This is a genomic window from Azospira sp. MPR-LB4 (genome assembly GCF_058809525.1).
In genome coordinates this window covers 3,412,402-3,433,558 of sequence record NZ_CM179521.1, presented here as the reverse complement: position 1 = coordinate 3,433,558, position 21,157 = coordinate 3,412,402, and the positions used below count along the sequence as shown (strand labels likewise).

Below are 21,157 nucleotides of genomic sequence, written 5' to 3'. Positions count from 1 at the left end.
CACACAGAGCGAAAGGCATTATACGAATCATAATCATCAAGCCGCAATATGACGGGTTGCTGACAAGCTGGATTAACCGGCGCAAGCAGACAGGCGCCGGGAAAAAAATGCAGCAAAAAACCTGCCACAAAACGGAAACGGCAGCGTAACCCCCGCATCGTATGGTCGGATTTTTCCCTGGGAAGACGCCATGCACGTACTGATGCTTTCCGATGTGTATTTCCCGCGCATCAACGGGGTTTCCACCTCCATCGAGACTTTCCGCCGGGAATTCGAGGCCGCCGGGGACCGGGTCACCCTCATGGTGCCCGACTACCCGGGCGCCCAGGCCGAGCCCGGCATCATCCGCATCGCCTCCCATCGCCTGCCCCTGGACCCGGAAGACCGGCGCATGGAACTGCGCACCATCCTGGCCCACGAGGAACAACTTCGGGGCATGGACATCGACCTGATCCACATCCAGACCCCCTTCATCGCCCACTACGCCGGCACCGCCCTGGCCAAGCGGCTGGGGGTTCCCTGCGTCGAGACCTACCACACCCTGTTCGAGGAATATTTCCACCACTACATCCCCTTCCTGCCCAAGGGCATGCTGCGGGGGCTGACCCGGCGCTTTTCCCGGCGCCAGTGCAATGCCCTGGACGGGGTCATCGTCCCCTCCACCGCCATGGCCGAGCGCCTGCAAAGCTACGGCGTCACCACGCCTCTGCGGGTGGTGCCCACCGGCATTCCCCTGCAACAGTTCGGCCAGGGCGACGGCGCCGCCTTCCGCCAGCGCCTCGGCCTGGCGCCGGAAACGCCGGTGGCCCTGTTCGTCGGCCGGGTGGCGGGGGAAAAGAACATCGACTTCCTCCTTCAGGCCCACCGCCTGGCCCTGCTGCGCCTGCCGGAACTGCATCTGGTGGTGGCCGGCGAGGGCCCGGCCCTGGCGGGTCTGCGGCGGCTGGCGGAGGCCCTGGGCACCAGCGACAAGGTCCGTTTCGTCGGCTACCTGCACCGCCGGGACGAGCTGCCGGCCTGCTATGCGGCGGCCGACGCCTTCGTCTTCGCCTCACGCACCGAGACCCAGGGCCTGGTACTGCTGGAGGCCATGGCCGAAGGGGTGCCGGTGGTGGCCCTCTCCATCATGGGCACCCGGGACATCCTCATGCCGGCGCGGGGCGCCGTCTCGCCGCCCGACGATCCGGCGGAGTTCGCCGAGGCCCTGGCCAACCTGCTGCAGAACCCAGAACAACGCCAGCGGCTGGCCCGGGAAGCCCGGGAATACGTGCTGGAATGGTCGGCCCCTGCCTGTGCCGGGCGCCTGCGCCAGGCCCTGGCGGAATTGCTGCAGAGCCGCATGAACACAGGGCCCCTGACCCCTTGCACATCTTCGCCAGTGGACTAACATGAGGGTGTTCTCCCACCCATTACACCCGCACAAAGGGGGGACGGTCCTACAACAACAAAATGCTTTCCTGGCCGCCCGACCGGCAACACCGGGGCCGAGCCGACAGACCGTCTTAGCAATACAGGAGGAGAATCCCATGCTGTCCTTAAAAGACTGCCTCGACTTCTGCGACATGGAGCAGGAAGAAATTTCTGCCATCGCCCAACACGAGCACATTCCCGTCATCGTCGCCGCCGAGCTGTGCGACACCCTGCTGCATACGGAAGAAGGGGTGCGCGATCTGCACTCCATGCTTCTGGACAACATCGCCACCGCCCTGGAACACGGGGAAGTGGAACGGGCCAACGAGCTATCCCGCACCTACCAGCACTTCCAGACCAGCCACCCTTTGGCGCCCAGAGCCTGAGGCGCTATTGACCGGCCCCAAGCCGGCCGGGATTCGGCGCCTTCTACTCTCCCCGGCGGCCGAATCCCACCTTCTTCCTGCACTCTGCGGCAGTCCTTGCGCCGCTTCCACCCACCTGCGCCGGCAGCGGCGATCCGGCCTGTGAGCCCCGGATCGCCGCCCGGCGGCAGAGACCCGGGACCACGCTTCAGGCTGCCAGCACTTCCTTGTGGGCCTGCTTCTCGTAGAGGAACTCCAGCACCGCCGCCCGGGCGGCGATGTATTTCGGGTCGTTGGCCAGGGCCAGGCGATTGCGCGGCCGCGGCAGGTCCACGCTGAGGATTTCGCCGATGGTGGCGGCCGGGCCGTTGGTCATCATGACGATGCGGTCCGACAGCAGCACCGCCTCATCCACATCGTGGGTGACCATGACCACGGTGGCCTGGGTGGCATCGCAGATCTTCATCAGCTCGTCCTGCAGCTTGGCTCGGGTCAGGGCATCCAGGGCGCCGAAGGGCTCATCCATGAGCAGCACCTTGGGCTGCATGGAAAGGGCCCGGGCAATGCCCACCCGCTGCTTCATGCCCCCGGAAATCTCGTGGGGGAACTTGGTCTCGGCGTGGGTCAGGCCCACCAGGGCCAGGGCGTCGTGGGTGCGCTGCTTCAGCTTGGCCTTGCCCTCCTTGGCAGCGAAAACCCGCTCCACCGCCAGGTAGACGTTGTCGAAGCAGGTCAGCCAGGGCAGCAGGGAATGGTTCTGGAAGACCACCCCCCGCTCCGGCCCGGGGCCGGCGATCTCCCGGCCGTCGCAGATGAGAGCACCATCCGTAGGCCGGGTGAGGCCGGCGATGAGGTTGAGCAGCGTGGACTTGCCGCAGCCGGAGTGGCCGATGAGGGCGATGAACTCCCCCTGGCGGATGGACAGATCCACGTCGCGCAGGGCGACGAACTTGCCTTTCTTGGTATCGAAGGTCTGGCCGACGGCTTCGATCTGGACGAATTTTTCCATGCTTACTTCTCCTCGTAGCTGAAGCGGTTGGCCAGCAGCACCAGGGCCTGCTCCAGCAGGAGCCCCACCAGGCCGACGACAAAGATGGCGATGATGATGTGTTCGACGTTGAGGTTGTTCCACTCGTCCCACACCCAGAAGCCCAGGCCGACGCCACCGGTGAGCATTTCCGCGGCGACGATCACCAGCCAGGCGACGCCGATGGAAAGGCGCACCCCGGTGAGCATGTAGGGCAGCACGGCGGGAAAGAGGATCTTGGTGAACACCTTCCACTCCGGCAGGTCCAGCACCCGGGCCACGTTCAGGTAGTCCTTGGGAATGCGCTGCACGCCCACGGCGGTGTTGATGATCATGGGCCAGATGGAGGAGATGAAGATGACCCAGATGGCCGCCGGGTTGGCCGCCTTGAACACCAGCAGGCCGATGGGCAGCCAGGCCAGGGGCGAGACGGGCCGCAGCAGGCTGATGATGGGCGACATCATGCGGTTGAGGAAATCGAAGCGCCCCAGCAGGAAGCCGGCGGGAATGCCGATCAGGGCGGCCATGCCGAAGCCGATGCCGACACGCTGCAGGGAGTTGAGGATGTTCCAGCCGATACCCATGTCGTTGGGACCGTTCTGGTAGAAGGGATCGGCAAAGAGCTGCACCGCCGAGGCCCAGGTCTTGGCCGGCCCGGGCAGCTGGGGGCTGGTCATGGAGACCAGGTACCAGAGGCCGACGAAGACGGCCAGGCCGATCAGGGGCGGCAGCACCACCTTGAGCACACCCACCAGGGCCTCGTTGCTGCGCCGGCCGGCGGCAGCCCGGGCCGGCTCCTGCGCCGATGGCGGCACCGGGGCCGCCGTCACGGAGGCGGCCGGGCCGCTCCCCACACTGCTGTCATTCATGGCCATGGCGGCTGCTCCCTGGTCTGTTGCATCGTTCGTCGGGCTGGCCGCCAGCGCGGTGTTGCCCTGAATCAAAGTCATCGTCGTCATGATCATTCCCCCATGCACGGATGGAGGCGGCCCCCGGCCCCGCCGGGACGGCCGCCGGTTGCTTTTAGGCGCGCACCTTGAAACTGGCGGCGTATTTCTTCGGGTCCTTGCCGTCCCACACCACGCCGTCGATCAGCTTGGAGGAACGCAGGTCGCTCTTGGGCACGGCCACCCCGGCCTTCTCCGCCGCCTGGCGGTACAGGCCCACCTGGTTGATGGCCTTGGCCACGCCCAGGTAGTCCGGATCGTCCTTGAGCAGGCCCCAGCGGCGGTGCTGGGTGAGGAACCACATGCCGTCGGAGAGGTAGGGGAAATTTACCTGGCCGTCGTTGAAGAACTTCATGTGGTTCTTGTCGTCCCAGGTCTTGCCGATGCCGTTGCTGTAGCGGCCCAGCATGCGGTCCAGGATCACGTCCACATCCGTATTGACGTAGGCCTTGGCGGCGATGGTCTCGGCCGTCTCCCGGCGATTGGCCAGGGAGGCGTCGATCCAGCGGGAAGCCTCCAGGATGGCGGCGGTGACGGCCACGGCGGTCTTCGGGTGCTTGGCCGCCCAGTCGGCGGTGGTGCCCAGCACCTTTTCCGGATGGTCGGTCCAGATGTCCTGGGTGGTGGCGGCGGTGAAGCCCACCTTGTCGATGATGGCCCGGGCGTTCCAGGGCTCGCCGACACAGTAGCCGTCCATATTGCCCACCCGCATGTTGGCCACCATCTGGGGGGGCGGCACGGTGATGGTCTTGACGTCCTTCATGGGGTTGATGTCGTGGGCCGCCAGCCAGTAGTAGAGCCACATGGCATGGGTGCCCGTGGGGAAGGTCTGGGCAAAGGTGAATTCCCGCTTCTCGCTGCTGATCAGCTTCTTCAGGGCGGCGCCGTCGGTGACGCCCTTGTCCTTCAGCTGGCTGGAGAGGGTGATGCCCTGGCCGTTGTTGTTGAGGGTCATGAGGCTGGCCATGTCCTTCTTCGGCCCGCCGATGCCCAGGTGCACGCCGTAGATGAGGCCGTACAGCACGTGGGCCGCATCCAGTTCCCCATTCACCAGCTTGTCGCGCACGGCGGCCCAGGAGGCCTCCTTGGTGGGCACGATCTTGATGCCATACTTCTTGTCGAAGCCCTTGGCCGCGGCCATGACCACGGAGGCGCAGTCGGTCAGGGGAATGAAGCCGATCTTCACCTCGGTCTTTTCCGGTGCGTCGGAACCGGCGGCAAAGGCGGCGGCACGCAGACCGGGAGTCAGGCCCATGAGCGCTGCTCCCAAGCCCAGGAGGCCGGCGGATTTGACGAACTCGCGGCGTTCCGCCGCCACGGCATCGGGTGCCTCGAATTGCTTTTGCTTGGACATTCCATGCTCCTTGACCTCAGAAAAAAGAAAAGGCGTCACACCCGCGTGAGAGGAGAGAGAACACGCGGATGGACGCCTTTGTCCGTTTGCCGGTCAGGGCTTCACTGCGCTGCCCGGCGTTGCTCGAACCGCCATTGGTCCGACTTACGACCTAGTTCAGCAACCACCGTGCCAGGCAGCAAAAATATCTGGAATTCACCGTTACTTCATATAGATAGCCACATTCCCACCACCCTGAAAAAATCCATCCGCGGCACCGGAGCGCACTGCTGCGGTGCGCCATGGCGTGACCGCCGCACAAGAAGGGGGAACCCGGGCCGGCGGTTGCAGCGACAGCGGAGGAAGGACAGCGGAATGGGGAGCGACGGCGGGAGAGGAAAGGGGAACGGCGAAAGCGCCGACCCCATCTATGACCAAACGCCTAAAGACACTGGCATCCGATGTTCTTATGATTATCGGGTTGTTGATGGCATGCAACACAAAATAATGCTCCCGCACGTATCGGGAGCGGGAGGGAAACATGGATATCCAGCAACAGCCCATGGAAGCCCCGCGTTTACTGTCGGGCTGGATGATGGGCAGTGCAGGCACGCAGGAAAACCACGACATCCTTTGGGACGACGTGGAGCATCTGCCCTCCGCCGCCGTCAGTTTTCTCCTCATCGCCCTGCCCCTCTCCCTGCTGCTGCCGGTGATGGCCAACTTCGCCGGCAACGCCTACGGCAACCGCATCATCGCCGGCTTCATTGCCCCCAGCTGGGAACGCCTGCTGCTCATCCTGGCCTGGGAACTGCTGATGGTGCCCCTGCTGGCGGGCGTCGCCCACCTGGCCGGGCGCTTCTTCCAGGTGCCGATGAACCGGCGCCAGGCCTTCCTGGTGGTGACCCTCAGCACCATTCCCCTATGGCTGGCCTCCCTGGCCCTGGCCGTGCCCAGCCTGATTTTCATCCTCATCACCGGCATGGTCGCCCTGGCCCTTTCCAGCTACGCCATGTACCGCTGCATCCGCCGCCTGCTGGCGGTGGAGGACGACTGCCTGGCCACCCTCTTCTGCGGCGTCATCATGGTCTGCGCCCTGCCGGCGTGGACCGTCATCCTGGCCCTGGTCCTGATCCACTAGACCAGGGCGCCATCGCCCCTGCCGGGGCCGCGTCCCGGCACAACCTCAGCCGACGGCGAAGGCCGGATATTCCTGGGCCTTCTCGAACAACTCCCGTTCCTCGAAACGCACGTGATCGCTCAGGGCTGTGGCGAAGGCTTCCAGGGCGCCCCGGTCGCCCCGGCCGATGCGCTCGGCCAGGCCCCGCAGCTGGGCGTGCTCGGCCAGGGTGCGGGCCACCAGCTGGTGCTCGCCGGCGGCTTCCAGCCAGGGCAGCAATTCCTCTTCCTCGCGCTGGAAGTGGGGTTCCAGCTCGGCGGCGAAGAGGCTCGACATCTGGCCCGCCAGGGCGTTCATGGCCGCCTGGTCGGCCGCCAGCACGGCCTTGCGGCAATCCAGGGACAGCTTGAGGGCGGTGTGGTGTTCGCGGGACAACTGCAACAGGGCGGGATGGCGTTTCATGGCGGACTCCCGGAAAGGGTGATGGGAGACAGTATGGCGCCGGACGGGGAACCGGGGCCAGGATGCAAATCAAACCCAGCATCACCCGGGTCAAAGCCAGGGATGGGCCGGCGGCCCGGCCTTCAGAGCAGGACCTTGGCCATCTCGATGACGTCCCGGGAGACCCGGGAGATGCTCTGGCCCCGGTCCATGGCCAGGCGGCGCAGGGCGTGGTAGGCCTCTTCCTCTTCCATCTTGCGGGTCTTCATGAGCAGGCCCTTGGCCCGCTCGATGATCTTGCGGTCGGACAGCTTCTGCGTGGTTTCCGCCAGTTCCCGGCGCAGGGCCAGGGTTTCCTCGAAGCGGGCCCGGGCCACCTCGACGATGGGCTTGATGCGGGCCGGGTCCAGGCCATCCACCACGTAGGAGGAGACGCCGGCCTTCATGGCCTCCCGGATCAGGCCCGAATCGTCGTCGTTGGCGAAGATGATCACCGGCCGGGGCATGTCCCGGTTCATGGCGGAAAGGTGTTCCAGGGTGTCCCGGCTGGGGCTGTCGGTTTCGATGAGGATGACGTCGGGCTTCAGTTCCTCCACCCTTCCCGCCAGGTCCAGGGACGAGGCCAGCACGGCCGCCACCTGGTGGCCGGCCTTGACCAGGCCGGCGCAGATGTCGGCGGCCCGGCTCTGGGATTCATCGATGACGAGAACGCGCAGCATGGGTCGGAGGATTCCTGAAAAGGCCTAGTCGAGGGCGAGGATGTGCTCGGCCATGGCGTCGATCACGCCCGGGGCTTCGCCGATGGCGCCGGCGATGTGGATGCTGAGCTGGGGATGCTGCCGTGCCGCGGCTTCCACCTGCAGGGGCAGGTCCCGCTTCAGGTGGCCGCTCTGGGCCATGAACATGGGCGCCAGGCGGATGCTGGTGACGCCCTCGTCGGCCAGCTGGGCGACGCACTGTTCCAGGGTCGGTTCCATGAATTCGAGGAAGGCCAGGGCGACGCGGCGCTGGGGCTCCCGCGCCTGGATGGCGCGCTGCACGCGCTGCATGGGCTCGGCCCACTGGGGGTCCCGGGCGCCGTGGCCGAAAAGGATGAGGGCAGTTTGGATCATGTCTGGATTATGGGTGAAGGCAAGGGGCGAGGGAATTGATCGATATCGCCTTTTGCCGCAGCCGGCAAAGGCCGCGACGTCCCCTGCTTCGGCCGCCGGAACGGCCATTGGTTCCATGCCATCGCCAGGAGGCAGCAGGGACGGACTTCTCCGCCATGGCATGGCCGTCAGGCCCGTCCCTTCTGCCTCTCCGGGCATGGCCGTTTCCCTGTCAGGCCTGGAGCCAGACCCGGCCGTCTTCCACCTTCACCTGGAAGCGGGCGGTACAGCCCTGGTCCGGCGCCACCGCCTCGCCGCTGGCCAGCTCGATGTTCCAGCTGTGCAGGGGGCAGGTCACCCGCTGGCCGTGCACGATGCCCTGGGAGAGGGGCCCGCCCTTGTGGGGGCACTTGTCGTGGAGAGCGAAGACGGCATCGCCGTCGGTGCGGAACACGGCAATATCGCCGCCCGGGTGCTGCACCACCCGGGAACCCAGCAGGGGGATGTCTTCCAGGGCGCAGAGGTTTTTCCATTGGCTCATTTTTCGTTCCTTAAAACCGTTTTGCCACAGAGGGCACAGAGAACACCGAGAGAATCGTGCCGGCCTGCCGGCTTAGAAGGCCAGGGGCTCGAATTCACGCCGGGCCGGGGCTTCCTGGTGCTCGGCCCAGGGATCGGCGGCATCCTTGAGGGAATCGAGCAGGCGGGCGTGCAGGGCCTTGCGGTTGTCCTCGTCCTCCACCACCAGGCGCTTGACGTGGTCCAGGCCCACCCGCTGCACGTAATGCACGGTGCGCTCCAGGTAGAAGCCCTCCTCCCGGTAGAGCTGGAGGAAGGCGCCGGAGTATTCCTTGACCTCTTCGGCGGTGGCCACCTTGCACAGGAACTGGGCCGCCTCGGTCTTGATGCCGCCGTTGCCGGCGACGTGGATTTCCCAGCCCGAATCGACGGCGATGATGCCCACGTCCTTGATGCCGGATTCGGCGCAGTTGCGCGGGCAGCCGGAGACGGCCAGCTTCACCTTGTGGGGGCTCCACATGTCGAACAGCATCTTCTCCAGCTCGATGCCCATGCCGGTGGAGTCCTGGGTGCCGAAGCGGCAGAACTGGCTGCCGACGCAGGTCTTCACGGTGCGGATGGACTTGCCGTAGGCGTGGCCGGAGACCATGCCGGCCTGGGCCAGGTCGGCCCACATGTGAGGCAGGTCCTCCTTCTTCACCCCCAGGAGGTCGATGCGCTGGCCGCCGGTGACCTTGACCATGGGCACCTGGTACTTGTCCGCCACGTCGGCGATGGCCCGCAGTTCGTTGGGCGTGGTGACGCCGCCCCACATGCGCGGCACCACCGAATAGGTGCCGTCCTTCTGGATGTTGGCGTGGGCCCGCTCGTTGATGAAGCGGCTTTGCGGATCGTCCATGGCCTCGTGGGGGAAGGTGGAGATGAGGTAGTAGTTGAGGGCCGGGCGGCACTTCTCGCAACCGTTGGGATTCTTCCAGGCCAGGGCTTCGATCACCGCCGGAATGGAGGTCAGGTGCCGCTCCCGGATGGCCTGGCGCACGGCCCCGTGGCTGTGCTCGGTGCAGCCGCACATGGGCTTCTCGGCGCTGCTGGCGGCCTGGTAGGCGCCACCCACGGTGGAAGCCAGGATCTGCTCCACCAGGCCGGTGCAGGAACCGCAGGAGGCGGAAGCCTTGGTGTGCTTGCGCACCTCGTCCAGGGTGAACAGCCCCTTCTCCTTGATGGCCTTGACGATGACGCCCTTGGTGACGCCGTTGCAGCCGCACACCTCGGCGCTGTCGGCCATGGCGGCGGCCTTGTTGTGGCCCTGGTGGCCCGTGTCCCCCAGGTTGCTCTGGCCGAACATGAGGTGGTCGCGAATCTGGCTGACGTCCTTGCCCTCCCGCAGCAGCTGGAAGTACCAGGAACCGTCCGCCGTGTCGCCGTAGAGCACGCCGCCCACCAGCTTGTTGTCCTTCAGCACCAGGCGCTTGTACACGCCGCCGGCCGGGTCGTGCAGAACGATGTCCTCGGTGTCGCTGCCGCCCATGAAGTCGCCGGCGGAGAAAAGGTCGATGCCGGTGACCTTCAGCTTGGTGGAAGTCACCGAGCCCTGGTAGCGACCGATGCCGTAACCGGCCAGATGGTTGGCGCAGACCTTGGCCTGCTCGAACAGCGGCGCCACCAGGCCGTAGGCGATGCCGCGATGGCTGACGCATTCGCCCACGGCGTAGATTTTCGGATCGTAGGTCTGCAGGGTGTCGGAGACGACGATGCCCCGGTTGCAGTGAATGCCGGAAGACTCGGCCAGGGCCGTGTTGGGGCGGATGCCCACCGCCATCACCACCAGGTCGGCGGGAATCTGCATGCCGTCCTTGAAGCGGATGGCCGCCACCCGGCCGCTCTCGCCGGCGATGAGGGCTTCCGTGTTCTTCTGCAGCAGGAATTTCAGGCCCCGCTCCTCCAGGGACTGCTGCAGCATGCGCCCGGCCACCTCGTCCAGCTGGCGCTCCAGCAGCCAGGGGCCGACGTGCACCACGGTCACGTCCATGCCCCGCAGCTTGAGGCCGTTGGCCGCTTCCAGGCCCAAGAGGCCGCCGCCGATGACCACCGCGTGGCGATGGGTCCTGGCCGCCTCGATCATGGCGTCGGTGTCGGCGATGTCCCGATAGGCGATCACCCCCGGCAGGTCGTTGCCGGGGATGGGCAGCATGAAGGGGTTGGAGCCGGTTGCCAGCAGCAGGCGGTCGTAGGACTCCACCGTGCCGTCCTCGGCGACGACCTGGCGCCTGACCCGGTCCACCTTGGTCACCTTCTTGTTGAGGTGCAGCTTGATGCCGTTGTCGGCGTACCACTGCAGATCGTTGAGGACGATCTCGGGCACCGTCATCTCGCCGGCCAGGACCGGGGAAAGCAGGATGCGGTTGTAGTTGGGATGGGGTTCGGCGCCGAAGACGGTGATGTCGTAGTGGTCCGGGGCGATCTTCAGCAGCTCTTCCAGGGTGCGCACGCCGGCCATGCCGTTGCCCACCAGCACCAGTTTGGGTTTGTTCATGAAGCACTCCTTCGGTCGCCGGCTTCCGGGGTGCGGGACGGGCCTCGGACGGCGCCCGCGCCATTGCGGTACGCCGTCGTGCCCTCCCGCAACGCCATCAGGCAGCGAGAGAAAACATTGAAGGGCAGTGCTTCACGTTGACCCCGAGGGCCACACCACCGGCAGTCCCGCCGCCCAGGCGACAGGAGTACGCCTGAGATTTAGCAATCGCCATGCCATTCCGTAAGCACATGATTTAAATGAGATAACACCAAACCCGCCGCCCGCTCCGCCGCACACAACTGGTGCATCGCCGCCTCGCCCTGCCCCGCCAGCGGGCGCCCGGCACCGTCCCTCGGCTGCCGCCCGCCGCCGGTCCCCTGCTGGCCCAAAGGCCTATTTGAGGAAGTCCGGGCCCATGCCAGAATGGGCCGACAGACGAGTGCTTCGTGCGCCCCATCCCAATGGAGAACGCCATGGCTCCCGAAAACAGTACCGCCCCCCCCAACCGCCCGCCCCTGGTGCGTCCCGGACGCAGCCTGCTGGTCGGCTGGCTGCTCCTGGTGGCCATCATCATCGGCCTGGTCTTCCGGGAAATCGGCGAAACCCGGGAACGCCTCTACAACGCCGCCTGGGACAACCTCAGCACCCTCAACCTGGCCCTGCTGGAACAGATGGAGCGGGCCATCACCGCCACCGACCAGGCCCTGCTCAACGCCCGCCAGGAAGTGGCCGCCATGCCGCCACTGGTGGCGGAGAAAAACCCGGCCCGGCGCGAGGAGCAGGCCCGGCGCGAGGAGCAGGCCCGGCGCCTGCACCAGCTGCTGCGCAGCCAGGTCACCGCCACCCCCTTCGTCACCAACCTGGTGCTGGTGGACGCCCAGGGCAATGTGCTGGCCCACTCGGCCCGCCACCCGGTACCCGCCATGAACGTGCGGGAGCGGGAATACTTCCGCCGTCTGCGCGACACGGCCGAGGCCGAGCCCCTCATCTCGCCCCCCACCCGCACCCTGCTCGACGGCTCCCAGCGGCTCATCTTCTCCCGCCGCCTGGTGGGGCCCCGGGGCCATTTCGCCGGCGTCATCCTGGCCAGCGTCAGCCTGGCCGATGTGGTCTCCTTCTACCGCTCCGTGCTGCACCTGCCCGGCGGCGCCGTGGCCCTTTACCACAGCAACACCACCCTGCTCGCCCGCTACCCGGAAATGCCCGACAGCCTGGGCCATGCCTACCCGGAACAGGACCTGTTCCTGCGCACTCCCGGCCGCGGCGCCAGCGGCACCCTGCTGGAAACCAGCTCCATGGATGGGCGCCAGCGCCTGAAAAGCTTCCGCGAGGCCAAGCGCTATCCCATCCTGGTCTCCGTCTCCCAGGAGGAAAGCGAACTGCTGCGCCCCTGGCGCGCCACCACCCTGCACATCATCCTCATGGGCCTGGGCAGCATCGTCCTCTGCTCCCTCTTCATCGGCCTCATCTGGCGCCAGCTGCAACGCCTGGAGGAACAGGCCCGGGCCCTGCGGGAAAGCGAAGGGCGCTTCCGCAACCTGGTGGAACGGGCCGGCGACGCCCTCTTCCTGCACGACCCCGGCGGCCGCATCGAGGACGTGAACCAGCAGGCCTGCGACAGCCTGGGCCTGCCCCGGGAGGAGCTGATCGGCAGCAATATGGACGCCTTCGAGGTCGGCATTCCCGCCGCCGAACTGCACCAGCTGTGGCACAACCTGGACACCAACGCCCCGGTGACCCAGGAAGGCCGCCACCGCCACCGCCTGGGCCACGAATTCCCGGTGGAGATGCGCATCGGCGCCTTCGCCTCCGGCGGCCGCCGCCTGATCCTGACCCTGGCCCGGGACGTCACCGAGCGCCAGGCCTACCAGGAGAAGCTGCGCCAGCAGGCCCTGCACGACGGCCTCACCGGCCTGCCCAACCGGGTCCTCTTCAACGACCTCCTGGGCCAGCTGCTGGCCCAGTCGGAACGGCAGGAGCGGGCTTTCGCCCTGCTCTTCGTGGACCTGGACCATTTCAAGGAAGTGAACGACACCCTGGGCCACGCCGCCGGCGACCGGCTGCTGCAGGAAGCGGCGGCCCGCCTGCGGGGCTGCCTGCGCAAGGCCGATACGGTGGCCCGCCTGGGGGGCGACGAATTCGCCGTGCTCCTGGCAGAGGTGGCGGGGGCCGAGGATGCAGAACAGGTGGCGGAAAAGATCGTCGCCGCCATGAACCGGCCCTTCCCCCTGCCGAACGGCGAGGGCCACGTCTCCGCCAGCATCGGCATCGCCCTCTACCCGGAAGCCGGCAAGGACGCAGAAACCCTGCTGCGCCACGCCGACTGGGCCATGTACCAGGCCAAGTCCGGCGGCCGCAACGGCTACCGGCGCTACCGGCACGTGGTGGGGGAAACGACTCTGGGCCAGGGCCTGGGGCTGTAAGCCATCGGGCCGGGCAGCACCCGGCTGGGAGCCAGGCGGGACGGGCCTGACGGCGATGGCATCGTCGGGAGCCTTATCCCGCGGGCCTCACCGCCATGGCAGACCCCTTAGGCAAGCCCTATTTGCCTGGCAGGGCGGTGCCGGGCGGGGCGGGAGACACGGCCCCGGTCATCGCACCCGAGGCATTCGCCCCGCTCGCCCCCGGTGCCGCCGGCAGGGCGCCGATGGCCGCCAGGATGGCCCGGGCCACCCCTTCCCGCTTCGGCAGATCCGCCATCCGCCCCGGCGTATCCAGGTTGAGGGCGAAGAACACCGGTCCCTGGGGCCACTCCACCCAGCCCACCCACCAGCCGATGCGGCCGTCCCAGCCGGTCTTGGCCCGCAGGATCCAGTCGCGGCCGGCCTCCACGATCATCACGTCCTTCACCAGCCGCTGGTGGGCCAGGGCCAGCGGCAACTGATTGCGGTAGAGGCGCTCGAGAAAGGCCACCTGCTCCTCGGCGGAAATGCGCAACTTGCCGTCCAGCCAGTAGCCGTCCTCGCCGCCGGACGGCTCGGCGTTGCCGTAGTCCATGGCCTGCAGCAGGCGCCGGGCCCGGGCCTCGCCGATCTGCCGGGCAAAGCCCTGGTACACCCAGACCACGGATGCGCGCATGGAGGAACGCAGGTCCTGGTCCCGGTTCCAGGCCGGGATGGCGCGCTGCACCCCGTCCCAGGGCAGGACCTGGAATTCGTCCCGCAGCACGCCGCTCTCCAGGGCCATCAGGGCATGGGCGATCTTGAAGGTGGAGGCGGGCACATAGCGCCGCGCCGCCCGCTCCGCATCGTAGCGCCACAGGCGGTGGCCGCCGCCGCGCCGGTCCGCCACCACCATGGTGCCGCGGGCCTCGGCGGCGGCGAAGAAGGCGCCCCACTCGTGCCGCTCGTCCGCGGTTTCCGCCCGGGCGGCAACGCCGCCCCCCAGCAGGAGCAGACAGAAAACCAGGGACCGAAGCATGCAAAATTTCATCATGGGCGCCTCACGACCTCAGCCCGGCACGGGGATGGCCGGCATGGAAAAGGGAAAGCCGCCGCCCGGCCCCAGCCACCACAGCAGCAGGGCCAAAACCGCCAGATTGGCCGCCACTGTCAGCCAGAACCAGGTACGGAAGGGCTGCTTGCGGCTTTTGTGACGCAGCCAGGCCTGGGCCAGCCAGGCTCCCGGCCAGCCGCCGAGCAGGGCCAGGCCATGCAGGGTGGCCTCGCTGATGCGCCAGGCACGGCGCCGGGCCGCCGACTTGTCCCAGGCGTACACCAGCAGGGTGAGCAGGCTGAGGGCGGCGTAATGGAGCGGCAGCAGGGAGAGGATCGGGGCGGATGACAAGGCAGGCTCGCGGCAAGGGTTCGGCATGGGGCGCATGACGCCGGGAAAACTGGCGGATAATGCGCCTTCCCGCCCCTCCCGCACAACCGGGAGGCCACCGCCGTACCCTGCCCTGCCCACCGGATCCGCCATGCCCAGCCTCAAAGCCCGCGCCGTCATCTTCCTGCTCAAGCACCGCCACTGGTTCCGCCTCAAGGCCCGGCGCGAGAGCATCACCTTCGACACCTCCATCCCGGCCCTGCGGGCCCAGGTGGAAAAATCCGGGGTGATCTTCGGCAAGCTGCCCCCCGACATCGCGGTGGACAGCTTCAACCTGGGCAGCATGAGCCTGGAGTGGATCCGCCCGCGGGACGACGCCGGCGGCAGCGCCATGCTCTATTTCCACGGCGGCGGCTACGTCATGGGCTCCCACCGCTCCCACCGGGCGGCGGTGGCCAAGTTCGTCGCCGGCAGCGGCGTGCCGGCCCTGGTCTTCGATTACCGGCTGGCCCCGGAGCATCCCTTCCCGGCCGCCCTGGACGACGCCCTGGCGGCCTGGGAGTGGCTGCTGGCCCGGGGCCAGGACCCGGCCAGGGCCGTCTTTGCCGGCGATTCGGCCGGCGGCGGCCTGCTGCTGGCGGCCCTGCTGGCCCTGCGCGACAAGGGCCGGCCCCTGCCGGCGGCGGCGGTGGCCCTGTCGCCGTGGACCGATCTCACCAGCAGCGGCCCCTCCTACCAGGAATCGGACCCCCTGGCGCCGGACGGCTGCTGGGAGGTTTTCAGCCGCTACTACGCCGGCGAGCGGGACCGGCGCGAGCCCCTCATCTCGCCCCTCTTCGGCGACCTGCAGGGCCTGCCGCCCCTGCTGCTGCACGCCGGCGGCGCCGAGATCATGCGCGACGACGCCATCAGCTTCGCCGCCAAGGCCCGGGCGGCGGGCGTGGAGGTGCGGCTGGAGCTGGGGAAAGGCATGTTCCACTGCTACCCGGCGGTGGCGCCCCTGTTCCCCGAAGCCACGGCGGCCCTGGCCGACTGCTGCGCCTTCATCCGCCAGTACGCCAGGGGCTGAAGGGCACCGGCCTGGAAAGCAGAAGGGGCGGCCTTTGCAGCCGCCCCTTGTCGTTCAAGCCCGTCCCTGCTGGCTGCCAGGGCAGGCCACTTTTCAGCGCAGCAGCCGGCCGCTGTTGCCGACGATGGTCACTTCGGAGAAGCGGGAGCCCAGGTGCTTGCCGGAGAAATCCAGGAGGAAGCCCCCCGCATCCCAGGGCGCCATGGATTCCAGGGCGCTCACCAGCTTTTCCCGGGTCGGCTGGGGCCCGGCCCGGCGCAGGCCTTCCACCATGGCCTTGGCGGCGATGAAGCCTTCCAGGTTGGTGTAGGTGATGCCGCCCTTGGGCTTCAGCGCCGGCGGCAGGGCGTCGAACTCCCGCACCACGCCGCTGGAGGCGCTCCAGGGATAGGGCGTCACCTGGGAGATGGCGATGCCCGCCGCCTCCGCCCCCATCTCCGCCTGCAGGGCCTTGTAGCCCACCACGGAAAGGGCGAAGAACTGGGGCTGCTTGCCGGTGGCCCGCATCTGTTTGACGAACAGGGCGGTGGGCTTGTAGGTGCTGATCATGACCACGGCCTGGGTGTCGGCGGCGGCGATGGCCTTGACCGCCTCGGTCACGTCGTTCTTCACCTTGTCGAAGCTGCCGCTGGCGATGACCTTCAGGTTGCGCTTCTTCAGGGCCACCTCCACGCCCTTGAGGCCGGCCTTGCCGAAGGCGTCATTCTGGTAGAAGACGGCGATGTGGTTGATGCCCAGGGTGGTCAGCTGGTCCACGATCTTTTCCGTCTCGTCGCCGTAGCTGGCCCGCAGCCAGAAGGTCTGGGGCGAGGCCTGCTCCCGCAGCTCATCGGCCCCGGTGTAGGGCGCCACCGAAGGCACGCCCCGCTCGTTCACCAGGGGCATCAGGGCCGTGTAGTTGGCGCTACCGAACATGCCGAGAAAGGCGAAGACGCCCTCCTTGTCCAGCAGCTGCTTGGCGTTCTCCACGCTCTTTTCCACCACATAGCCGTCGTCCAGGGTCACCAGCTCGATACGGCGGCCGTGGATGCCGCCCTTGCTGTTGATCCACTTGAGATAGGCCTGGGCCCCGTCCCGGTACTCGCTGCCCAGTTCGGCCAGGGGCCCGCTGAGGGGCAGGGACTGGCCCAGCTTGATGACATTGCCCTGCTGGGCATGAAGCGACGTCGCCAGCAGGGCCCCACAAACGAAATAGAGCCCCGTGAGGGCTCGCCGTAGCGCCTTCATCCACAATCTCCTTTGGTGTCTCGATGCCGCCTGGTAGGGGACCGGTATGCTCCGGTTCGGGCCTCGTTCGCTGACGGGCTGGCCACAGTCTAGGAAGGGACGCAGCGGGAGATTGTCATCTGCACGACAATTGGCCCCAGGCCCCGCCTGGCCTGCATCGGCGGCGGGCGGCGGGGAGCCGGCAAGGACTGGCGGCGATGACCGGAGCATCCGCCGGCGCCTTTTCCATGGCACCATGGCCGACCCCCAACCGACCCGAGGAGATCCCATGCCCTACGTCAATATCCAGATCACCGCCGGCGCCAGCCGGGAACAGAAGGCCCGCCTGGTGGCGGAAGTCACCGACAGCCTGGTGCGGGTGCTGGGCAAAAAGCCGGAACACACCCACATCGTGATCCAGGAAATCGCCGAGGAAAACTGGGGCTTTGCCGGCCTGCTCACCGACGACTGGAAGCGGCGCCAGGGCTGAGCCCCCAAAACAAAACCCGCCTGGCGGCGGGTTCGGGCGGAGCGCGGCCCCACGGCCAGGGCCGGGACGGTCTAGACAGTGGTCAGGCCGTTGCCTTCCACCGCCACAATGGCCTTGGCCTGGTTGAAGTCTTCCGCATAGCCGCTGGCGTAGAGGCAGCAGGCCAGCTGGTTGGCCAGGGGCAGGGGCAGGCTGGCCTGGCCGTCCAGCACCTTGCGGATCCACTGGGCGGTGACCTTGGCGTCGCACTCCTCCGGCAGGTTGGGCAGGGCCTTGAGGCTTTCGTGCTCGGCCTCGAACAGCACCTCGCACTGCTCCTCGTGCAGGTACTCGATGCGCGGGCGGCGCTTGGGATTGGCGAAGGGCTCCCCTTCCGAGGCCCGCAGCAGCAGGGCCCGGCCGCCGCCATAGGAGAGGATGTCGCGCATCAGGTCCATGTAGGCCGGATGGGTGGCGGCCCCCAGCAGGACGCCGCCGCCCTTGAAGGGGTCGAGCATCTTCACCAGGCTGTGGGCGCTGTTGCGCAAGCCCAGGCGGCTGCGCAGGGAAAGCAGGTTGTGCAGCCCCGGGCTGAGCACGTTGAGGGGCACGAAGGCCACGCCGTAGCCGTCCATGGCCTGCTGCACGGCGCTGTGGCTGGCGCAGGGCATCAGGCCCAGTTCGCGGAAGACGTGGGCCGAGGTGACCCGGCCATAGCCTTCGAGCAGGCCGTGCACCAGCACCGGCACGCCGAAGCGCTGCAGCAGCAGGGCCAGCAGGGGCGTCAGGTTGGCCCCCTTGCGGGCGCCGTTGTAGCTGGGAATGACCACCGGCCGGATGCGCCCGGGAGGCGGCCGCAGGGCATGGACCCGCTCGCTGGCGGCGGCCAGGAAGCCGATCATTTCCTCGGCGCTCTCGCCCTTGACCCGCAGGGCGATGGTGATGGCCCCCAGTTCCAGTTCGGGCACACCGCCGTCGAGCATGGCGCCGTAGAGCAGTTGGGCCTCCTCCTGGGTCAGGTCCTTGGCGCCCTCGGCGCCGCGGCCGAGTTCCTTGATGAAGTGGGCGTAATTCATGGGCGTCTCCCCGGTTTTCCTTGTCTTTCCCTCAGGCAGCCTGGGGGGATGTCTTGGCAACGATGATTTTCTTCACTTCGGGCAGGCAGCCGCCGCAGAAGGTTCCGCATTTTAGCTCGTTCTGCAGGCCGTCCAGGTCCAGGCCCCTGGCGATGCCGGCCTCGATCTGGGCCTGGGTGATGTCGGCGCACTTGCACACCACCGGGCTGGCGCGCAGCAGCTTGGCCGGCGGCGTGCTGATGGGCGCCACCGCCCAGCGCAGCAGGTCCGGGTCCAGCACGTCGTCGGAGATGGCGTCCTTGAGCCAGGCCAGGGCCTGGGTCTCGCCGGCCAGGCGCACCCCGAGCAGGTGGCCGTCCCGGGCCAGGGCCCGCTTGCCGATGTGGCGGCGGCGGTCGGCGTAGACGATGGCGCCCTCCTCCCGCTCCAGGTCGAAGAGGGCGTCGATCTCCCGGATCTGGGCCTCGTCCAGGGGCGCCTCTGCCGCGGCGCGGAACACCACCAGGGGCTGGCCGCGGCCATAGAGGCCGACGCTGGCGTAGGGGAAGCGGGGCAGCAGGCGGCGCGCCCGTTGAAGCAGGGCCAGGCTGGAGGCCAGGGCGTCGGGCCCCTCCCCGGCCCGCACCACGGCCAGGGGCCAGGGCAGGTCGGCCTTTTCCACCTGCACCGGGGCGTGCTTCAGCTCGGGCTGCAGGGAAATGGGATCGCAGGCCGGGCCGGTGAAGGCATTGGCGCCGGCACCGTGCATGAAGCGGCTGCCCCAGTGCATGGGCAGCCAGGCCCGGCCCTTCTTCAGGCCGGCCACGGCGGCCACCCGCAGCACCAGGCTGTCGCGGCCGTTGCTGACCCGGGCCAGGTCGCCGTCCTCCAGACCCCGGTGGCGCAGGTCGCAGGGATGCATGGCCAGCACCGCCTCCTCGGCGCCGTGGAACAGGCGCGGCACGGTGCCGGTGCGGCTCATGCCATGCCACTGGTCCCGCAGGCGGCCGGAAAGGAGGCTGATGGGCTGATCCACATCGGTGGGCTCGGCCACCTCCTGGTGCTGCACCGGAACGAAGCGGGCGCGGCCGGAAGGCGTGGGGAAGCGGCCGTCGGCGTAAAGCCGGGGCAGCCCGGCCTCGGCCCCTGCGGGGAAAGGCCACAGCTGGGGCCCGCGCTGCTCCAGGAGGCCGTAGGAGAGACCGGTGATGTCCAGGTCCCGGCCCCGGGTACTGTCCCGGTGCTCGTTGAAGATGGCTTCGGGGCGGCGGTAGGGGAACAGGCGGCGGGCCTCGTCGCCCCGGCCCAGTTCATCCCCCAGACGGTGGGCGAAATCGACGGCGATGGCCCAGTCGGCCCGGGCCTCGCCGGCCGGCGCCACGGCGGCCCGCACCCGGGAGATGCGGCGCTCCGAATTGGTCACCGTACCTTCCTTCTCGCCCCAGCTGGCGGCGGGCAGCAGCAGGTCGGCGTAGGCGGCGGTGTCGGTGTCGCCGTAGGCTTCCTGCAGCACCACGAATTCCGCCGTCTCCAGGGCGGCCCGCACCCGGGCCTGGTCCGGCAGGGAATGGGCCGGGTTGGTGCAGGCGATCCACAGGGCCTTGACCTCGCCCCGGCCCACGGCCTCGAACAGCTGCACGGCGGTAAGGCCGGGCTTGGCCGGCACTTCGGGCACCCCCCAGAAGCGGGCCACTTCGGCCCGGTGTTCGGCGTTGCCCAGATCCCGGTGGGCGGAGAGCAGATTGGCCATGCCCCCCACTTCCCGGCCGCCCATGGCGTTGGGCTGGCCGGTGAGGGAGAAGGGGCCGGCGCCGGGCCGGCCGATGTGGCCGGTAGCCAGGTGCAGGTGGATCAGGGCGGCGTTGTTGTGGCTGCCGTGGCGGGACTGGTTGAGGCCCTGGCACCAGAGGGACAGGCTGGCCTTGGAGAGGCCGAACCAGCGCGCCGCCTGGACGATGTCCTCGGCCGGGATGCCGCAGATCTGGGCCGCCACGGCGGGGCTGTAGTCCGCCGCAATCGTTTCCAGGGCGGCAAAGCCTTCGGTGTGGGCGGCGATGTAGTCCCGGTCCACCAGGTTCTCGGCCAGCAGCACGTGCAGCATGGCGTTGTAGAGGGCGATGTCGGTGCCGGGCTTCAGGGCCAGGTGCAGGTCGGCGATGGCGGCCGTCTCGCTGCGGCGGGGGTCGGCGACGATGATCTTGAGTTCGGGATTGGCCTCCCGGGCATCCTCGATGCGGCGGAAGACGATGGGATGGGCGGCGGCCGGATTGGCGCCGGTGATGAACAGGCACTGGGCCAGGCCGATGTCCTCGTAGCAGTTGGGCGGCGCGTCCACGCCCAGGGTCAGCTTGTAGCCGGAGGCGGCGGAGGACATGCAGAGGCGGGAGTTGGTGTCGATGTTGTTGCTGCCGATGAAGCCCTTCACCAGCTTGTTGAAGACGTAGTAGTCCTCGGTCAGCAGCTGGCCGGAGACGTAGAAGGCCACCGCCTCCGGTCCGTGCTCGGCGATGACGGCGGCGAAACGGCGGGCCGCCACGGCCATGGCCTGCTCCCAGCTCACCCGCTGGCGCGGCTGGTCGCGGCGGGTGCGCACTTCCGGATAGAGGGCCCGGTTGGCCTGACGGGTGCCGGGGGCGGCGGTGAGGTGCAGGGTCGCCCCCTTGGCGCAGAGGCGCCCCTGGTTGGCCGGGTGCTCCGGGTCGCCGCGCACGTCGGTGATGCGGCCGTCGCGGCTGTCGATGAGGACGCCGCAGCCGGTGCCGCAGTAGCAGCAGGTGGAAGGGGTGACACTGGGGGGAAAGTGGCTTTCATTTGGCATGGTCTGG

General features: G+C 68.1%; 19 protein-coding genes. 6 read left to right on the top strand and 13 right to left on the bottom strand.

All coding sequences use genetic code 11. The features are described 5' to 3' along the window. The first annotated feature begins 190 nt into the window (after positions 1-190). Positions 191-1,387 carry a glycosyltransferase gene (locus AC3QLZ_RS16050; protein ID WP_014236909.1) on the top strand — a complete coding sequence of 399 codons (1,197 nt, stop codon included), beginning with the start codon at positions 191-193 and terminating at the stop codon, positions 1,385-1,387. 139 nt (positions 1,388-1,526) lie between these two features. Then, positions 1,527-1,796, top strand: coding sequence for a hypothetical protein (locus tag AC3QLZ_RS16045; RefSeq protein WP_014236908.1), 270 nt, complete (start codon positions 1,527-1,529; stop codon positions 1,794-1,796). 187 nt (positions 1,797-1,983) lie between these two features. Here the strand turns inward: AC3QLZ_RS16045 and AC3QLZ_RS16040 are convergent, their stop codons facing one another. The 3 genes from AC3QLZ_RS16040 to AC3QLZ_RS16030 form a co-directional block, all read right to left on the bottom strand. After that, a complete protein-coding gene (locus AC3QLZ_RS16040) occupies positions 1,984-2,784 on the bottom strand; it encodes an ABC transporter ATP-binding protein (protein WP_014236907.1) in 801 nt (266 codons plus the stop codon). Between the two features lie 2 nt (positions 2,785-2,786). Beyond that, entirely contained in the window at positions 2,787-3,677 is an 891-nt protein-coding gene (gene ntrB / locus AC3QLZ_RS16035; protein ID WP_014236906.1) for a nitrate ABC transporter permease, read from the bottom strand. A gap of 148 nt (positions 3,678-3,825) precedes the next feature. Beyond that, positions 3,826-5,103, bottom strand: coding sequence for a CmpA/NrtA family ABC transporter substrate-binding protein (locus AC3QLZ_RS16030; RefSeq protein WP_014236905.1), 1,278 nt, complete (start codon positions 5,101-5,103; stop codon positions 3,826-3,828). 520 nt (positions 5,104-5,623) lie between these two features. Between AC3QLZ_RS16030 and AC3QLZ_RS16025 the strand changes: the two genes are divergently transcribed. After that, positions 5,624-6,223, top strand: a complete 600-nt coding sequence (locus tag AC3QLZ_RS16025) for a YIP1 family protein (protein ID WP_014236904.1) — start codon at positions 5,624-5,626, stop codon at positions 6,221-6,223. A gap of 45 nt (positions 6,224-6,268) precedes the next feature. On the opposite strand, the gene AC3QLZ_RS16020 is transcribed toward AC3QLZ_RS16025, so the two are convergent. The 5 genes from AC3QLZ_RS16020 to nirB form a co-directional block, all read right to left on the bottom strand. Beyond that, positions 6,269-6,664, bottom strand: coding sequence for a hemerythrin domain-containing protein (locus AC3QLZ_RS16020; RefSeq protein ID WP_014236903.1), 396 nt, complete (start codon positions 6,662-6,664; stop codon positions 6,269-6,271). 122 nt (positions 6,665-6,786) lie between these two features. Further along, on the bottom strand, positions 6,787-7,362 hold the full coding sequence (locus tag AC3QLZ_RS16015; RefSeq protein WP_014236902.1) for an ANTAR domain-containing response regulator: 576 nt from the start codon (positions 7,360-7,362) through the stop codon (positions 6,787-6,789). 24 nt (positions 7,363-7,386) lie between these two features. Beyond that, positions 7,387-7,755 (bottom strand): sirohydrochlorin chelatase, encoded by a 369-nt coding sequence (locus AC3QLZ_RS16010; RefSeq protein ID WP_014236901.1) that lies wholly within the window; start codon positions 7,753-7,755, stop codon positions 7,387-7,389. Between the two features lie 211 nt (positions 7,756-7,966). Beyond that, a complete protein-coding gene (nirD, locus tag AC3QLZ_RS16005) occupies positions 7,967-8,275 on the bottom strand; it encodes a nitrite reductase small subunit NirD (protein WP_014236900.1) in 309 nt (102 codons plus the stop codon). Positions 8,276-8,347: 72 nt separating this feature from the next. Next, a complete protein-coding gene (gene nirB / locus AC3QLZ_RS16000; protein ID WP_014236899.1) occupies positions 8,348-10,786 on the bottom strand; it encodes a nitrite reductase large subunit NirB in 2,439 nt (812 codons plus the stop codon). A 455-nt stretch (positions 10,787-11,241) separates the two neighbouring features. On the opposite strand from nirB, the gene AC3QLZ_RS15995 reads away from it, so the two are divergent. After that, entirely contained in the window at positions 11,242-13,191 is a 1,950-nt protein-coding gene (locus AC3QLZ_RS15995; RefSeq protein ID WP_014236898.1) for a sensor domain-containing diguanylate cyclase, read from the top strand. Between the two features lie 118 nt (positions 13,192-13,309). Here the strand turns inward: AC3QLZ_RS15995 and blaOXA are convergent, their stop codons facing one another. Together blaOXA and AC3QLZ_RS15985 are read right to left on the bottom strand one after the other, a co-directional pair. Further along, a complete protein-coding gene (blaOXA, locus tag AC3QLZ_RS15990) occupies positions 13,310-14,200 on the bottom strand; it encodes a class D beta-lactamase (RefSeq protein WP_414635382.1) in 891 nt (296 codons plus the stop codon). Positions 14,201-14,218: 18 nt separating this feature from the next. Next, positions 14,219-14,554 (bottom strand): DUF1294 domain-containing protein, encoded by a 336-nt coding sequence (locus tag AC3QLZ_RS15985; RefSeq protein ID WP_014236896.1) that lies wholly within the window; start codon positions 14,552-14,554, stop codon positions 14,219-14,221. Between the two features lie 130 nt (positions 14,555-14,684). Here AC3QLZ_RS15985 and AC3QLZ_RS15980 point away from each other — a divergent pair, with 130 nt between their 5' ends. Next, on the top strand, positions 14,685-15,602 hold the full coding sequence (locus tag AC3QLZ_RS15980) for an alpha/beta hydrolase (protein ID WP_014236895.1): 918 nt from the start codon (positions 14,685-14,687) through the stop codon (positions 15,600-15,602). Positions 15,603-15,695: 93 nt separating this feature from the next. Here AC3QLZ_RS15980 and AC3QLZ_RS15975 read toward each other — a convergent pair whose 3' ends face one another. Continuing rightward, the gene (locus AC3QLZ_RS15975; RefSeq protein ID WP_014236894.1) at positions 15,696-16,829 is read right to left on the bottom strand and encodes an ABC transporter substrate-binding protein; all 1,134 of its coding nucleotides are present in this window, start codon (positions 16,827-16,829) and stop codon (positions 15,696-15,698) included. A 268-nt stretch (positions 16,830-17,097) separates the two neighbouring features. On the opposite strand from AC3QLZ_RS15975, the gene AC3QLZ_RS15970 reads away from it, so the two are divergent. Continuing rightward, positions 17,098-17,298 carry a tautomerase family protein gene (locus AC3QLZ_RS15970; protein ID WP_014236893.1) on the top strand — a complete coding sequence of 67 codons (201 nt, stop codon included), beginning with the start codon at positions 17,098-17,100 and terminating at the stop codon, positions 17,296-17,298. 71 nt (positions 17,299-17,369) lie between these two features. On the opposite strand, the gene ybiB is transcribed toward AC3QLZ_RS15970, so the two are convergent. Further along, positions 17,370-18,353, bottom strand: coding sequence for a DNA-binding protein YbiB (gene ybiB, locus AC3QLZ_RS15965; RefSeq protein WP_014236892.1), 984 nt, complete (start codon positions 18,351-18,353; stop codon positions 17,370-17,372). A gap of 31 nt (positions 18,354-18,384) precedes the next feature. Continuing rightward, on the bottom strand, positions 18,385-21,150 hold the full coding sequence (locus AC3QLZ_RS15960) for a nitrate reductase (RefSeq protein ID WP_014236891.1): 2,766 nt from the start codon (positions 21,148-21,150) through the stop codon (positions 18,385-18,387). Between the last annotated feature and the right edge of the window lie 7 nt (positions 21,151-21,157).